The sequence below is a fragment of the Thermomonas sp. genome, assembly GCF_046293095.1.
In the GTDB taxonomy this organism is placed as follows: domain Bacteria; phylum Pseudomonadota; class Gammaproteobacteria; order Xanthomonadales; family Xanthomonadaceae; genus Thermomonas.
Genome location: NZ_JBKBPN010000004.1, coordinates 83,903 through 98,769 on the forward strand (window position 1 = coordinate 83,903; position 14,867 = coordinate 98,769).

At 70.4% G+C, this 14,867-nt stretch carries 11 protein-coding genes; 4 read left to right on the forward strand and 7 right to left on the reverse strand.

What is annotated here, in order from left to right; all coding sequences use genetic code 11:
- Positions 1 to 17 precede the first annotated feature (17 nt).
- Positions 18 to 2,633, forward strand: coding sequence for a Fe/S-dependent 2-methylisocitrate dehydratase AcnD (gene acnD, locus ACK4SG_RS09150; RefSeq protein WP_409601585.1), 2,616 nt, complete (start codon positions 18 to 20; stop codon positions 2,631 to 2,633).
- 1 nt (position 2,634) lies between these two features.
- Entirely contained in the window at positions 2,635 to 3,843 is a 1,209-nt protein-coding gene (gene prpF, locus ACK4SG_RS09155; protein WP_409601432.1) for a 2-methylaconitate cis-trans isomerase PrpF, read from the forward strand.
- Between the two features lie 60 nt (positions 3,844 to 3,903).
- On the opposite strand, the gene hemC is transcribed toward prpF, so the two are convergent.
- The 5 genes from hemC to ACK4SG_RS09180 all read right to left on the reverse strand — a co-directional run bounded on the left by hemC (position 3,904) and on the right by ACK4SG_RS09180 (position 9,152).
- Complete coding sequence (hemC, locus tag ACK4SG_RS09160; RefSeq protein ID WP_409601433.1) at positions 3,904 to 4,815, reverse strand: hydroxymethylbilane synthase; 912 nt, start codon at positions 4,813 to 4,815, stop codon at positions 3,904 to 3,906.
- Between the two features lie 52 nt (positions 4,816 to 4,867).
- Complete coding sequence (locus ACK4SG_RS09165) at positions 4,868 to 5,614, reverse strand: LytR/AlgR family response regulator transcription factor (RefSeq protein ID WP_409601434.1); 747 nt, start codon at positions 5,612 to 5,614, stop codon at positions 4,868 to 4,870.
- A 70-nt stretch (positions 5,615 to 5,684) separates the two neighbouring features.
- Complete coding sequence (locus tag ACK4SG_RS09170) at positions 5,685 to 6,356, reverse strand: alpha/beta hydrolase (protein WP_409601586.1); 672 nt, start codon at positions 6,354 to 6,356, stop codon at positions 5,685 to 5,687.
- A gap of 46 nt (positions 6,357 to 6,402) precedes the next feature.
- Positions 6,403 to 7,122, reverse strand: a complete 720-nt coding sequence (locus ACK4SG_RS09175) for a hypothetical protein (protein ID WP_409601435.1) — start codon at positions 7,120 to 7,122, stop codon at positions 6,403 to 6,405.
- A 68-nt stretch (positions 7,123 to 7,190) separates the two neighbouring features.
- The gene (locus tag ACK4SG_RS09180) at positions 7,191 to 9,152 is read right to left on the reverse strand and encodes an LTA synthase family protein (RefSeq protein ID WP_409601436.1); all 1,962 of its coding nucleotides are present in this window, start codon (positions 9,150 to 9,152) and stop codon (positions 7,191 to 7,193) included.
- A 117-nt stretch (positions 9,153 to 9,269) separates the two neighbouring features.
- Here ACK4SG_RS09180 and ACK4SG_RS09185 point away from each other — a divergent pair, with 117 nt between their 5' ends.
- Both ACK4SG_RS09185 and ACK4SG_RS09190 read left to right on the forward strand, forming a co-directional pair.
- Positions 9,270 to 9,974 carry a response regulator transcription factor gene (locus tag ACK4SG_RS09185; RefSeq protein ID WP_409601437.1) on the forward strand — a complete coding sequence of 235 codons (705 nt, stop codon included), beginning with the start codon at positions 9,270 to 9,272 and terminating at the stop codon, positions 9,972 to 9,974.
- A complete protein-coding gene (locus ACK4SG_RS09190; RefSeq protein WP_409601438.1) occupies positions 9,971 to 11,179 on the forward strand; it encodes a sensor histidine kinase in 1,209 nt (402 codons plus the stop codon). The genes ACK4SG_RS09185 and ACK4SG_RS09190 overlap by 4 nt, the downstream gene beginning before the upstream one ends.
- Positions 11,180 to 11,779: 600 nt before the next feature.
- Here ACK4SG_RS09190 and rodA read toward each other — a convergent pair.
- Positions 11,780 to 12,907, reverse strand: a complete 1,128-nt coding sequence (gene rodA, locus ACK4SG_RS09195) for a rod shape-determining protein RodA (protein ID WP_409601439.1) — start codon at positions 12,905 to 12,907, stop codon at positions 11,780 to 11,782.
- Positions 12,904 to 14,865 (reverse strand): penicillin-binding protein 2, encoded by a 1,962-nt coding sequence (mrdA, locus tag ACK4SG_RS09200; RefSeq protein ID WP_409601440.1) that lies wholly within the window; start codon positions 14,863 to 14,865, stop codon positions 12,904 to 12,906. Before mrdA ends, rodA begins: the two co-directional genes overlap by 4 nt.
- Between the last annotated feature and the right edge of the window lie 2 nt (positions 14,866 to 14,867).

The following is a 14,867-nucleotide window of genomic DNA, read 5'->3' on the forward strand; positions in this document are numbered from 1 at the left end:
CGCAGCCCGCCGCCATGATGAACACCAGCTTCCGCAAGCCCCTGCCCGGCACCGCCCTGGACTATTTCGACGCGCGCGAGGCGGTGGAAGCACTGAAACCCGGCGCCTGGGCCGCCCTGCCCTACACCGCGCGGGTGCACGCCGAGAACATCGTGCGCAAGGCCGAGCCGACCCGGATCAACGACTATCTGATCCAGCTCATCGAGCGCCGCCGCGACCTCGACTTCCCGTGGTTCCCGGCGCGCGTGGTCTGCCACGACATTCTCGGCCAGACCGCGCTGGTGGACCTGGCCGGCCTGCGCGAAGCCATCGCCAAGGCCGGCGGCGACCCGGCCAAGGTCAACCCGGTCGTGCCGGTGCAGCTGATCGTGGACCACTCGCTGGCGGTGGAGGCCCCGGGCTCTGATCCGCAGGCGTTCGCCAAGAACCGCGCCATCGAGGACCGCCGCAACGCGGACCGCTTCGACTTCATCGAGTGGTGCCGGCTGGCGTTCGACAACGTGGACGTGATCCCGGCGGGCAACGGGATCATGCACCAGATCAACCTGGAGAAGATGTCGCCGGTGATCTACACCCAGGGCGGCGTGGCCTTCCCCGACACCTGCGTGGGCACCGACTCGCACACGCCGCACGTGGATGCGCTGGGTGTGATCGCCGTCGGCGTCGGCGGACTGGAGGCGGAAAACGTGATGCTGGGCCGGGCGTCGATGATGCGCCTGCCCGACATCGTGGCGGTGGAACTGACCGGCAGGCCTGGCCCCGGCATCACCGCCACCGACGTGGTGCTGGCGCTGACCGAGTTCCTGCGCCAGCAGAAGGTAGTCGGTGCCTACCTCGAGTTCCGCGGCGAAGGTGCAGCGGCACTGACGATTGGGGATCGCGCCACTATTTCCAACATGGCGCCCGAGTACGGCGCCACCGCCGCGATGTTCTTCATCGACGACAACACCCTGGACTACCTGCGCCTGACCGGGCGCGACGACGCGCAGGTGGCGCTGGTGGAGGCCTATGCCAGGACCGCCGGCTTCTGGGCGGACGACCTGGCGCATGCGCAGTACGAGCGCACCCTGCACTTCGACCTGTCCAGCGTCGTGCGCAACATGGCAGGCCCCAGCAATCCGCACCGGCGCCTGCCGGTGAGCGAGCTCCGCGCGCGCGGCATTGCCGACGAAGCGAAGCTCGACGCCGCCCGCGGCGAGGAAGTGCTGGGACTGATGCCGGACGGCGCGGTGATCATCGCCGCCATCACCAGCTGCACCAATACCAGCAACCCGCGCAACGTGATCGCCGCCGGCCTGCTGGCGCGCAACGCCAATGCGCGCGGGCTGACGCGCAAGCCATGGGTGAAGACCTCGCTGGCGCCGGGCTCGAGGGCGGTGCAGCTGTACCTGGAAGAGGCGAACCTGCTGCCGGAACTGGAGCGGCTCGGGTTCGGCATCGTCGGCTTTGCCTGCACCACCTGCAACGGCATGAGCGGCGCGCTCGACCCGCTGATCCAGGAGGAGATCATCGACCGCGACCTGTATGCCGTCGCGGTGCTGTCCGGCAACCGCAACTTCGACGGCCGCATCCATCCCTACGCGAAGCAGGCGTTCCTGGCCTCGCCGCCGCTGGTGATCGCCTACGCCATCGCCGGCACCGTGCGCTTCGACATCGAGAAGGACGTGCTGGGCGTGGATGCCGACGGCAACCAGGTGCGCCTGAAGGACATCTGGCCATCCGATGCCGAGATCGATGCGGTGGTGAAGGCCAGCGTCAAGCCGGAACAGTTCCACCAGGTGTACGGCCCGATGTTCGCCCCGCGCGACCGCAGCCGCGCCGTCAAGCCCCTGTACGACTGGCGTCCGCAAAGCACCTACATCCGCTGCCCACCCTACTGGGAGGGCGCGCTGGCCGGTGCGCGCACGCTGCGCGGCATGCGCCCGCTGGCAGTGCTGGGCGACAACATCACCACCGACCATCTCTCGCCCTCCAACGCGATCCTGCCGTCCAGCGCCGCCGGTGAATACCTGGCGAAGATGGGCCTGCCGGAAGAGGACTTCAATTCCTACGCGACCCACCGCGGCGACCACCTCACCGCGCAGCGCGCGACCTTCGCGAACCCGAAGCTGCTCAATGAAATGGTGCGCGATGCCGATGGCAATGTGCGCCAGGGCTCGCTGGCTCGCCTGGAACCCGATGGCAAGGTGATGCGCATGTGGGAGGCCATCGAAACCTACATGCAGCGCAAGCAGCCGCTGATCATCATCGCCGGTGCCGACTACGGCCAGGGCAGCTCGCGCGACTGGGCCGCCAAGGGCGTGCGGCTGGCGGGCGTGGAGGCCATCGTGGCGGAGGGCTTCGAGCGCATCCACCGTCAGAACCTGGTTGGCATGGGCGTGCTGCCGCTGCAGTTCCTGCCCGGCACCAACCGCAAGACGCTGGCCATCGACGGCAGTGAAACCTTCGATGTCACCGGCACCCCCGCACCGGGCGCGACGCTGACCCTGGTCGTGCATCGCAAGACCGGCGAGACCGTCGAGGTGCCCGTCACCTGCCGCCTGGACTCGGACGAGGACGTCGAGGTCTATGCGGCCGGCGGCGTGCTGCAGCGCTTTGCGCAGGATTTCCTGGCCGCGGCGGAGGGTGCCTGACATGGCCTTCCAGCCCCAATTGAGAATTCCCGCCACCTACATGCGCGGCGGCACGTCCAAGGGCGTGTTCTTCCGCCTGGAAGACCTGCCCGACGCCACGCGCGTGCCCGGCCCGGCGCGTGACGCGCTGCTGATGCGGGTGATCGGCTCGCCGGACCCCTACGGCAAGCACACCGACGGCATGGGCGGGGCGACCTCGTCCACCTCGAAGTGCGTGATCATCTCCGCCAGCACCAGGCCCGACCACGACGTGGACTACCTCTACGGGCAGGTCAGCATCGACACCGCCTTCGTGGACTGGTCCGGCAACTGCGGCAACCTGTCCACCGCGGTGGGGCCGTTCGCGATCGCCAATGGCTTTATTCCCGCCGAACGCATCCCGCGCGACGGCACTGTCACCGTGCGCGTGTGGCAGGCCAACATCGGCAAGACCATCCTGGTGCACGTGCCGGTGGCCGGCGGACAGGTGCAGGAAACCGGCGACTTCGAGCTGGATGGCGTGGCCTTTCCGGCGGCGGAGATCGTGCTGGAGTTCCTCGATCCGTCCGACGACGGCGATGCCGGCGGGGCGATGTTCCCCACCGGCAACCTCGTGGATGAACTCGAGGTGCCAGGCATCGGCACGCTCAAGGCGACCCTGATCACCGCCGGCATCCCGACCGTGTTCGTGAACGCCGCCGACATCGGCTACGACGGCACCGAACTGCAGCCGGCGATCAACGACGACAAGGCCGCACTGGCGAAGCTCGAGGCGATCCGGGTTGCCGGCGCACTGCGCATGGGCCTGATCCAGGCGCCGGAAGAAGCCGCTACCCGCCAGCACACGCCCAAGGTGGCCTTCGTGGCGCCACCGGCCGATTACACGGCATCCAGCGGCAAGCACATCGCCGCCAGCACGATCGACCTCAACGTGCGCGCAATGTCGATGGGCAAGTTGCACCACGCCATGATGGGCACCGCGTCCGTCGCCATCGCCACGGCAGCGGCCGTGCCCGGCACGCTGGTGAACCTGGCGGCCGGCGGCGGCACGCGCGATACGGTGCGCTTCGGGCATCCCTCCGGGACGCTGCGGGTCGGCGCCTCGGTCACGCAGGTGGAGGGCCAGTGGACGGTCACTCGCGCGGTGATGTCGCGCAGCGCGCGGGTGCTGATGGAGGGCTGGGTGCGGGTGCCGGATAGTGGCCTGCTGGGCGGTCACGCCGAGTCCTGATCGGCAGGGAGGCGATAGCGGCGCGCCATGCCGGCACTGGCCGGAGCCGGCCACCGCGCCTCAGGCGTCGATCAGCGCGCGCGCGCCCTGTGCCAGCAGCGCCTCGGCCACCGCAATCCCCAGCGCCTCGGGCGCTTCGCGCGCGCCCGTCGCCTCGGCCCGCACGCAGCGGCCATCGGCCACCGCGCCGACCAGGCCGCGCAGGTGCAGGCCCTCGCCGTCCAATGCGGCCAGCGCCGCCACGGGGACATGGCAGCTGCCTTCCAGCGCGCGGTTCATGGCGCGCTCTGCCGCCACGCAGGTGCGGGTGGCGGCATCGTCCAGCGCCGCGCACAGAGCCGCCACGCGCGGATCGTCGTCGCGACACTCGATGGCGATCGCGCCCTGCGCGGGCGCCGGCAGCCAGGCCGGGGCGTCCAGCCGCGCGCGGATGCGGCCGTTGAAGCCGAGCCGCTGCAGGCCGGCGCAGGCCAACACGATGGCGTCGTAGTCGCCGGCATCCAGCTTGGCCAGCCGCGTGTTGACGTTGCCGCGCAGGTCCAGCAGCTGCAGGTCCGGGCGCAGCGCACGCAGCTGCGCCTGCCGGCGCAGCGAGGAGGTGCCCACGCGTGCGCCCCGAGGCAGCGCATCCAGACCGTCAAAGTGTGGGCTGACGAAGGCATCGGCGTGGTCGGCGCGGGGCAGGATCGCCGGCAGCGCGAAGCCCGGTTCCAGTTGCATCGGCACGTCCTTCAGCGAATGCACCGCGCAGTCCGCCTCGCCGCGCTGCATCGCCAGTTCCAGTTCCTTAAGGAACAGGCCCTTGCCGCCGATCGCGGCCAGCGATCGGTCGAGGATCTCGTCGCCGCGTGTGCTCAGCGGCACCAGTTCGACCTGCAGGCCGGGATGGGCCGCGCGCAGGCGGTCGGCGACGTGTTCCGTCTGCCAGAGGGCGAGCGGGCTCTTGCGGGTGGCGATGCGCAGCGCTGTCATGCCGGCATTATCGCCGTTCCGCTGGCGCCGGGTGCGCGCGGGCGGCAGGCCGTCACGGGTGACGCAGCGTCTCGCGCAGCTGGGTCAGACAGCGCCGGCTGACGTCCAGCGGCTGCGGCACGTCGCGCAGCACCGCCTGTACATGGCCGTCGAGGCCACGGCGCAGCTCGACGATCTGGTCGCGCGCCACCAGGCAGTTGCGGTGGATGCGCACGAAACGCTCACCGAATTCTGTTTCCAGCGATTTCAGCGATTCCTCGATCAGGTCCTCGCCGCGCGCGTGGCGCACCACCACGTATTTCTCCTCCGCCTGCAGGTAGTGGATGTCCTCGACCGGGATCAGCCGCAGGCTGCCGCGCAGGCGCGCGCACAGCTGGTTGCGCGGCTGGCCTGGCGCTGCATCGTGCTGCTGGCGCGCACGACCGGTGAGGAAGGTGCGGACCTTGGCCAGCGCCTCGGCCAGGCGCTCGCCGCGCACAGGCTTCACCAGGTAGTCCAGCGCCTGCGCTTCGAACGCCGACAGCGCGTGGGCGTCGAAGGCGGTGCAAAACACGATGGCCGGCGTCGGCTGCAGCGCGCCCAGCCGACGCGCCGTCTCCAGCCCGTCGATACCGGGCATGCGGATGTCCAGCAGCACCAGATCCGGCCGCTGGGCGGTGCAGGCGGCCAACGCCGCTTCGCCATCGCCGGCCTCGCCCGCCACGTCCACGCCGGGCTGCGCCTCCAGCAGCGCGCGCAGCCGCGCGCGCGCCAGCGGCTCGTCATCGACGATCAGCACGCGCAGTGCGGTTGCGGTCATGGCCTGTCTCTCCCCGGCAGCGCCCCGGCCCTGCGGCCGATGGTAGCCGCGCCGTGCGGAGCGCGTCACCTCACCCCGCGGCGAAGCGCGCGGACATCCAATCGGCAAGATCGGCGATTTCCTCGGCGCAGACCTGGTGCTGCATGGGGTAGCGCCGCCAGGTTGCCTCGAACCCCAGGCTGCGCATGGCCTGCATGGCCGCCTCGCCCGCGGCAACCGGCACCACCGGATCGAATTCGCCGTGGGCCATGAACAGCGGCTGCGCCACCGCGGCCGGCTGGACGCGCTGCTGCGCCAGTGCCAGCGGCATCGGCAGGTAGGTGGACAGGGCGATGAGGCCGGCCAGTGGCTGCGCCCGCGCCAGCCCAGCGGCCAGGGTGATGGCGCCGCCCTGCGAGAAGCCGGCCAGCAGCAGCCGCTGCGGCGGGATGCCGCGCTCGGCCTCGCGTGCGATCAGCGCGTCCACCTGCGCCACGGAGGCATCCACCCCATCCAGATCGGCACGATGGGCCAGGTCGAAGTCGCGGATGTCGTACCACGCCCGCATCCGCGCGCCGCCGTTGATGGTGACCGCGCGCACCGGCGCATGCGGGAACACGAAGCGCAGCGCCGGCCAGTCGCGGCGCACCAGCTCCGGCACGATCGGCGCGAAATCGTGGCCGTCGGCGCCCAGGCCATGCAGCCACAGCACGCACCACTCGGGATTCGGGCCGGTTTCGTGTTCGACGGTGTCCAGCAGCATGCGCACCTCCAGCAACGGGTCGGCACGCATTATGCCGGGCGATTCCTCAGCTGCCGTCCGCGGCCAGCAGTGCCGCCGTGTCCAGCAGGTGCACGCCGGGCGTGCGCGCCAGCGCCGCGCGCAGCCAGTAGCCATGCTCGGCACCGACCAGTACCACGATGCGCTTGCCCGGGTTCTCCCGCGCGGCGCGCGCGACGGTGGCCAGGAACTGGCCGTTCCATGCCTCCCAGCCGGCCCGCTCGCCCTCGCCGACCAGCGCCGCCTGCAGGGCATGCTTGGCCTGCATCTGCGCGTCGGTGACGGCATCGTTCACCCGCGCGGGCGACGTCCAGTAAAGGCGAAGCGTGTCGTACAGCGCGCCGGTCTGCGTCTGGAATGCTTTCGACGCGGCGGGCTGCTGTTCGGCGAACGCGCGGTTGGCGGCGAGGTAAGGCTGCAGGATCTCGGCGTCGCGCGGCGGTACCGGCTCCATCGGGTACACCCGGTAGCCGTGGGCCACAACCAGCGGATAGACCACGGCCGGGTATTCCACCTTGTTGGCCTCGGGTGCGCGGCTGGCGTAGTGCGCCGGGCTGACTTCGATGCACAGCACGTCCGGTGTCAGCCGCTCGATGCTGCGCTTCAGCGCATCGTTGTCATAGGCGGGCACCTCTGCATGCAGCTGGTGCAGCGTCACCAGCACCGCGACCTCGGCCGGCACGCGCGCGCCGGCGTAGGCCAGCGGCAGGCAGCAGGACAGCAACAGCAGGATAAGCAGGCGGCGCATGGGCAGGCTCCGGTGGACGCAGGACCGCAGGATGCGGCCCCGCACCAGGGCGGCGCCAGCGCCGGAAGTCACCGGGCCGGCGGTGTCGCGGCAGCGGCGCGCGCTTCGCGTTCCAGCGCGGCCTGCCGCATCGAGCCGTCGCTGAACGCGGCGGCGGCAGTCTGGTAGTAGCTGATCGCCTGCAGGGTCAACGCGGGATCTTCGGGCAGTTCCGGCTGCGCGACGTCGCGGGTGTACGCGGGGCGCAGCGTCTCCACCTTGCGGTGCGGCGAGAGCTGCACCAGCTTGTCGTCGCGCAGGTAGCCCAGCAGCTGGTAGGTGCCGATGAACGCGCGCTCGCGGCCGGGCGGCAGCTGGAAGATGTCCACGCCGTAGAAGCGGCTGTCGTAGTCCATGCCCAGCAGGCCCAGTACGGTGGGCGCGATGTCGATCTGGCTGACCCGGCGCTCTACCCGGCCCGGCGCCACTTGTCCGCCGGGCGCATAGATCCACAGCGGGATGCGGTAACGGAATACCGGCAACGCGGCTTTACCGGCGCTGGACGCGCAGTGGTCTGCGGTGATCACGAACAGGGTGTTGCGGAACCACGGCTTGCTGCTGGCCCGACGCAGGAAGTCACCGATCGCCCAGTCCGTGTAGGCCACGGCGCTGTTGCGCTTGCCCTGCGGCCACGGCCCGCGCCCGGCCGGGAAGGTGTACGGGCGATGGTTGGAGGTGGTCATGAGGTGGGCGAAGAACGGTTTGCCGGCGGCGGCATCGGCATCGAAATGCTGCATCGCCATCGTGTAGAGGTCTTCGTCCGCCACGCCCCAGACGTTCTCGTGGTGGATCGCCTGGTCCGGGATGTCGGTGCGGTCGTGCACGTCATAACCGTTGTGGGAGAAGAAGCGGTTCATGTCATCGAACGCGCCGTAGCCGCCGTACAGGAACATGGCGTGGTAGCCCTTGCCGCGGAACACTTCGCCCAGGGTGGCAAGGCCCTCGTTGTGCTCGCGCCGGACGATGGATTCCCCCGGCGTCGGCGGTACCGACAGCGACAATGCCTCGAGCCCGCGCACGGTGCGGGTACCGGTGGCCCACAGCTCGGTGAACAGCAGGCTGTCCCTGGTCAGGGCGTCCAGCTGCGGGGTCAGCGAGTCGGGGCGGCCGTAGGTGCCGGAAAAATCGGCCGACAGGCTTTCCACGCTGATCAGCACCACGTTCATGCGCTGCTCGGGCGCCGGGTTGTGGATGCGCCGGGCGATGCCGGTGGGGCCGAAGAAGGTGGCGTCGGGCGTGGCCAGCTGCGCGCGGACCTGCGCCCAGGCTTCGTCGATCGGCACGGTGCGGTAGTAGCGCGGGTAGTCCAGCGAGGCGCTGCGGTACGCGGCGAAGAACTGGTAGATACCGTTGCCGGCCAGCTCGTTGACGTAGGCGTTGTCGGAGCGCTCCTTCATCTCGCCGTTGACCAGCCAGGTGCCCAGCGTGGCCAGCGCCAGCCAGGCCGCCACCACCGCCGTGCGCGCCCCGAAGCCGGCAGTGTCCGCAACGGCGCGGCGCCAGCGCCCGGTGGCGACGAAGCCGCCCAGCGCGACCGCGGCCACGGCGGACAGGATCCAGCCCACCGGATACGACTGCCGGATATTGCCGATCACCTCGGTGGTGTAGACGAGGTAGTCCACCGCGATGAAATTGAACCGGGCCTGGAACTCGTCCCAGAACGTCCACTCCGCCACCGCCACGAACAGCAGGACGAACAGCTGCACCAGACACAGGGCGCCCACCAGCCAGCGCCCGCGCTTGCGCAACAGCCAGCCCGCCGGCAGCAGCCACAGCAACAGCAGCAGCGGGATGCCGAAGTACAGCGCCGCCAGCACGTCGTAACCCAGCCCCACGCCGAACACGTAGAGCCAGTTGCCCACGCTGGCCGGCACGCCGCTGCCCGTCGCCACCAGCAGGGCCAGCCGGGTGGCAGTGGAAATCACGAGCAGGCAGCCCGCCAACCAGAACAGGGGGCGGAAGCGGTCCAAAGACGGAAGGCGTGTGGGCATCGGGACGGGCCGGATCGAGATACGAGGCGTGAGCATAATGGAAGCCGAACAGGCCCGGCCCGCCCCATCCCGGCCGATCGCTAACACCAGCGTGCGCAGCAGTGGCAGGCTATCGGCATGCCGCTCCCCCCTTCGCCCACGCCGTCCGCCTCCGGTTTGCGCGTCCTGCTGGTCGAGGACGAGCACGACATCGCCGCCAACATCTGGGATTTCCTTGAGCGGCGGGGCTACGTGGTGGACCACTGTGCCGACGGTGCCGGCGGGCTCGCCCGCGCGATGCAGGGCGGCTTCGACGTGGTCGTGCTGGACCTGGGCCTGCCGCGCCTGGACGGGCTGGCCCTGTGCCGCCGGCTGCGCGAGGCCGGCCACGGCGTCCCGGTGCTGATGCTGACCGCGCGCGACAGCCTGGACGACAAGCTGCGCGGCTTTGCCGAGGGCGCCGACGATTACCTGGTCAAGCCGTTCGCGCTGCCTGAACTGGAAGCACGGCTGCGCGCGATGGTGCGGCGCAAGCATCCCGATGGCGGCCTGGCCCATGGTCCGCTGTCCTACGACCCGCACACGCTGACCGCCCTGCGCGAGGGTCGGCGTATTCCGCTGACCCGCCTGCAGGGCGCACTGCTGGAAACGCTGCTGCGCGATGCCCCGCGCATCGTTGCGCATGCCCGGTTGATCGAGCGCGGCTGGGGGCCCGCCGGCACCGACATGGCGGCGCTGCAGACCCAGGTGTACGCGCTGCGCACGCTGGTGGACCGGCCATTCGCGCAGCCGCTGATCCAGTCGGTGCGCGGCGTTGGCTATCGGCTGGTATCCCCCGCATGAGCGCGTGCGTGCAGCCGTCACGGCGGCCATTGCCACTGCGCCAGCGCTTTGCCTTGCTGGCGCTGCTGTTGGGGCTGGCGCTGGGTGGGCTGGCCGCAGTCGCCCTGCTGGGCGTGGCCGAGGACTACGAGTACGTGCTCGCCAACGAGATTCTGCAGGGGCAGGCCGAGGACTACGGACTGCGCCTCGCCAATGGCTTGCCGGCGGAGCTCCCGCGCACCCAGCGCCTGCGCGGCTACCGGGCCGATGATCCCGCGCTACCTGCCGCCTATGCCCACTATCCGCCCGGCGTGCGCGAAGACCCGGCCAATGCCGATGTCCACGTGGGGGTGTTCGACAGCGCCGCGGGGCGGCTGGTGTTCACCATCGACCTGGGCGACATCGAGATGGGCGAGCGCCACCTGCGGCGGCAGGTCGCCATCGTGGTGGTGCTGGGCACCGTGCTGGCAGGCTGGTTGGGCTGGCTGCTGGCCGGGATCGCACTGCGTCCCTTGCACGCGCTGGCCGATGGCGTGGACGCGCTGCCGGTGCAGCCGCAACCCAGCTGCCTGGCCGGGCTGGCCGGCGACGATGACCTGGGCAGGCTGGCCCGGGCCATCGACGGCTACCAGGCGCGGCTGGTCGCCGCCGACGCGCGCGAACAGGCGTTCCTGGCCGATGCCAGCCACGAACTGCGCACGCCGCTGGCGGTGATCCAGGGGGTTGCCGAAGTGCTGCAGGACGAGCCGGATACCGCCCCCGCGCAGCGGGCGCGGCATGCGCGGCTGGCGCGCGGCGCGGCCGAGATGGGTCGCCTGCTGGAAGCGATGCTGGCGGCGGCGCGGCGCAAGCCGCTGCAGGAAAGCGCGGTTGCGGCTGACGCGCTGCTGGGTAACGCGGCGGCGCAGGCCCTGGCCGGGCGCACCGGCATCGACATCGAGATCGTGGCGAGCGGCGACCTGCACACCGCGCCGCAGGAAGCCGAGCTGCTGCTGGGAGGCATCGCCCGCCGGCTGGTGCAGGGGCGGACGGACGGCACCCTGCGGATCGCGCTGGAAGAACGTTGTGTACGCATCCAGGCCCTGCCCTTGCCGACCGACGGCGATGCCGGGGCGGCGCGCGCCGATACCGGCACCGGCTCCGCCTTGCTGGACCGCCTGGCCAACAGGCTGGGCTGGACCGTGGCGTTCAATGCACCGGGGCAGGCGTTGATCCGCCTGTCGTGAAGCTGGTGGGCCCACCAGGACTCGAACCTGGAACCAAAGGATTCACGTTGTCCGATGCTTTCGCACCGGCGTGGACTATCTCATCACCCTCAGCCTGCGCTGGTGGGGTGCGGGAGGCTCTGGCCTGTCATTAAGGGCGCTGCAGCCCCCAGGTAGTCTCTGCACCTTCCGGCGGTGTACCGCCGGCTCGGCTCAGGGTTGCCGCCGGCCACCAATCCACCGGTTCCGCTGCGGGTTCCCTGAATTCTTCCCGTTTTCATCCGCGCATTCCTGCGCGGCGTCACCGTATCGATGAGTCCTCTGCTCTAACCATTGAGCTATAGGCCCGAACGTGCATCGTAGCAAGCGGGGGATATCCCTCCAACCCGCCATCGCTCTTGCCCCCGGATCCAGCCTGCCGCCCGTGCGGGTGCCACGCCCCGTTGCCGGACCGGCAAGGACGGTCTCTGGCGTTGAAATGCAGGGCTCGCCTCACCGCCCCGCGCGTCGCGCAATCGGCAGGCTGCCATCCCGCGCAGCCCTGCGGCGGTCTCCAGGCCAGCGGCGCCATGCCACCCTTAGGGCGCCCGGCCCGGCCGCGCGGGTGCCCGCGATGGGCGCTCAGCGGTGGATCGGGCGTCGCGCCTTCAGCGCCATCACCACGCCGAAGCCCAGCAGGATGGTCACCGCCGAGGTGCCACCGTAGCTGAGCAACGGCATCGGCACGCCCACCACCGGCAGCAGGCCGGAAATCATGCCGCCGTTGACCAGCACGTACACGAACAGCGACAGCCCGATGGCGCCGGCCAGCAGCCGTGCGTAGCCGTCACGCGAATCGGACGCAATCCACAGGCAGCGCGCGACGATGAACAGGTACAGCGCCAGGGTCAGCGCCACGCCGATCCAACCGAAATCCTCGGCCAGCACCGAGAACGCGAAGTCGGTGGTGTGCTCGGGCAGGTAGTTGAGGTGCGACTGGGTCCCCTGCCCCCAGCCCTTGCCGGTCATGCCGCCGCCGCCGATCGCAATCTGCGACTGCAGGATGTTCCAGCCTGCGCCCATCGGGTCGTTCTCGGGATTGCGGAAGGTCAGGATGCGGTCCTGCTGGTACGGACGCAGGAACGAGAACCAGCGCATCGGCGCGAACATCGCCAGCGCGAAACCACCGCCACCCAGCGCGCCTGCGGCACCCCACCACCACCAGGACGTCCCGGCCAGGAACAGTACGAACACGCCGGTGGCCAGGATCAGCACCGCCGTACCCAGATCGTGCTGGAGCAGGGTCAGGCCCACCGGCAGCGCGATGATCGCCACCCCGCCCAGCAATACGCCGAAGCGCGGCGGCAGGCAATGGCGGTCGAAGTGCCAGGCCAGCATCATCGGCAGGGTCAGCTTGGTCAGCTCCGATGGCTGGAAATTGAAAAAGCCGAGGTTGATCCAGTGGTTGCCGTACTTGCCCTTGCCGATGAACAGCACCAGCACCAGCGGCAGCAGCGACAGCAGGAAGATCGCCGGCGTGGCCTGTTTCAGCAGGTGCGCGGGCAGCCGCGACGCCACCCACAGTGCGCCCAGGCCCACGCCGTAGAATGCCCCCTGCATGGCCACCCCGCGCAGGGACTCGTTGCCGGCGCTGTATTGGGTGGCAAGGCCGATGCCCATCAGCGCCAGCAGCGCGCCCAGCAGCGGCAGGTCGAGGGTGCGCACGAAGCGCCCCAGCAGGTCACCCAACCACCACAGCAAAGCCTTCATTGCAGGCCTCCGGAAGACGCGGGCTTGGGCGGGGCAACCGGCACCGCGTCCGGGCTGCCGCGCACATCGGAGAAGTCCGGCCGGGCCGAAGGCGCCGGCACGTCCTTCGCCCCTGGCGGCGTGGCGGCCTTGCCGAGCAGCCACGCATCGAAGACCTTGCGCGCGATCGGCGCGGCGGTGTCGGCGCCAAAGCCGCCGCCCTCCACCGCCACGGCCACGGCGATGGTGGGCGCCTCGGCGGGCGCATAGCCGATATACAGCGCGCGGTGGCGCTTCCACAGCGGCAGCGAGCGCGGATCGACCGCGGTCGCGCCGCGGTTGACCACCTGCGCGGTGCCGGTCTTGCCCGCCGAGCGGTAGGGTGAGCCGCGGAACACCCGCGCAGCCGTGCCGGAGGGTGCGGTGGTGGTCAGCTCCATGCCTTCCTGGATCACGCGCACATGATCGGGACGATCGCTGATGCGCACCGCATCCGGCTGCGGCAGGGGTGTCCACGGTGCGTCGAAGCCGGCGCGCTGTTCCGCCACCAGATGTGGCCGCCGCATGGTGCCGCCATCGGCAATGGCGGCCACGCCACGCAGCAGCTGCAGCGGCGTGACCTTCCACAGGCCCTGGCCGATGGAGGCATTCACCAGGTCGCCCGGATACCAGCGCTGCCGGGCGTACTTCATCTTCGCGGCGGGCGACGGGACGATGCCCTCGATCTCGCCGGCCAGATCGATGCCGGTTTTCTGGCCGAAGCCGTACTTCGCCATGTAGGCGTCGTAGCGCTGCACGCCCATGTCCAGCGCCAGCTGGTAGTAGTAGGTATTGACCGACTCGTAGATCGACTTGCGGGCGTCGGTCCAGCCGTGCACGCCGTCCAGCCAGCCGCGCCCGCGCATGCCGGGCAGGCGGAACACGCCCGTCGACAGCACCTTGTCACCCGGCTGGCGCAGGCCGCTGTCCAGGCCGGCCAGCGCGGTCAGCGGCTTGATGGTCGAACCGGGCGCCACGCCGCCCAGCACGATGCGGTTGAACTGAGGACGCGAGGGGTTGTCGTTCAGCGCCTGGAAGTCGGCGTGGCTGATGCCGTTGACGAACAGGTTGGGATCGAACGACGGCAGGCTGACCATCGCCAGGATCTCGCCGCTGCGCGGATCCATCGCCAGCGCCGAGCCCTCCAGCTCGCCGAAGGCATCCACCATGGCCTGCTGCAATTCGGCATCGATGGACAGCCGCAAGTCGACGCCGGGCACCGCCGGCACCGTGTCCAGCGCGCGCACGGTGCGCCCGGCGACGTTGGTTTCCAGCCGCCGGTAGCCGGGCCTGCCGCGCAGCACCGCTTCGTAGGAACGTTCCAGTCCGGTTTTGCCGACATGGGAATACGCACCGCCGATGTTGCCCAGCGCGGCCAGGTCCTTCTCGTCGATGCGGCCGACGTAGCCCACCACGTGCGCAAACAGCGCACCATAGGGATAGACCCGGCCGAGATAGGGCACCAGATCCACGCCGGGAAAACGCCAGCGGTTCACCGCGAACCGCGCAGCCTCCTCGTCGGGCACACGCAGCTTGATCGTGACCGGCTTGAACGCGCGCGCCGCGCGGTAGTCGCGCAGGAACTGCGCCTGCTGCTCGGCATCCAGCGCCACCACGCCCTGCAGGTTTGCCAGCAATGCGGCGCCGTCGCCAGCGCGCTCCGGTACCGCTTCCAACCGCCAAGCCGCCACGTTGTCGGCCAGGATGCGGCCCTTGCGGTCGTAGATCAGGCCGCGCGCCGGCGCCACCGGCACCAGCCGCAGCCGGTTGGCTTCGGACCGGGTGACAAATTCGTCGTGGCGCAGCACCTGCAAGCGGAAGTACCAGCCGGCCAGCGCCCCCAGGCCGGCCAGCACGCCAAGCAGCCCGGCCAACGCACGGCGCCGGAACAGCGCGGCCTCGGCGGCGTGGTTCTTGATCAGGCGGGCGCGACGGCGCATGG

Coding starts and splice junctions, on each gene's coding strand:
- ACK4SG_RS09175 (WP_409601435.1), bottom strand. CDS start 7,122: ATGCGCCGCCTGCTTATCCTGCTGTTGCTGTCCTGCTGCCTGCCGCTG.
- mrdA (WP_409601440.1), bottom strand. CDS start 14,865: ATGCGCCGTCGCGCCCGCCTGATCAAGAACCACGCCGCCGAGGCCGCG.
- ACK4SG_RS09185 (WP_409601437.1), top strand. CDS start 9,270: ATGCCGCTCCCCCCTTCGCCCACGCCGTCCGCCTCCGGTTTGCGCGTC.
- ACK4SG_RS09165 (WP_409601434.1), bottom strand. CDS start 5,614: ATGACCGCAACCGCACTGCGCGTGCTGATCGTCGATGACGAGCCGCTG.
- ACK4SG_RS09190 (WP_409601438.1), top strand. CDS start 9,971: ATGAGCGCGTGCGTGCAGCCGTCACGGCGGCCATTGCCACTGCGCCAG.
- acnD (WP_409601585.1), top strand. CDS start 18: ATGAACACCAGCTTCCGCAAGCCCCTGCCCGGCACCGCCCTGGACTAT.
- ACK4SG_RS09170 (WP_409601586.1), bottom strand. CDS start 6,356: ATGCTGCTGGACACCGTCGAACACGAAACCGGCCCGAATCCCGAGTGG.
- rodA (WP_409601439.1), bottom strand. CDS start 12,907: ATGAAGGCTTTGCTGTGGTGGTTGGGTGACCTGCTGGGGCGCTTCGTG.
- ACK4SG_RS09180 (WP_409601436.1), bottom strand. CDS start 9,152: ATGCCCACACGCCTTCCGTCTTTGGACCGCTTCCGCCCCCTGTTCTGG.
- prpF (WP_409601432.1), top strand. CDS start 2,635: ATGGCCTTCCAGCCCCAATTGAGAATTCCCGCCACCTACATGCGCGGC.
- hemC (WP_409601433.1), bottom strand. CDS start 4,815: ATGACAGCGCTGCGCATCGCCACCCGCAAGAGCCCGCTCGCCCTCTGG.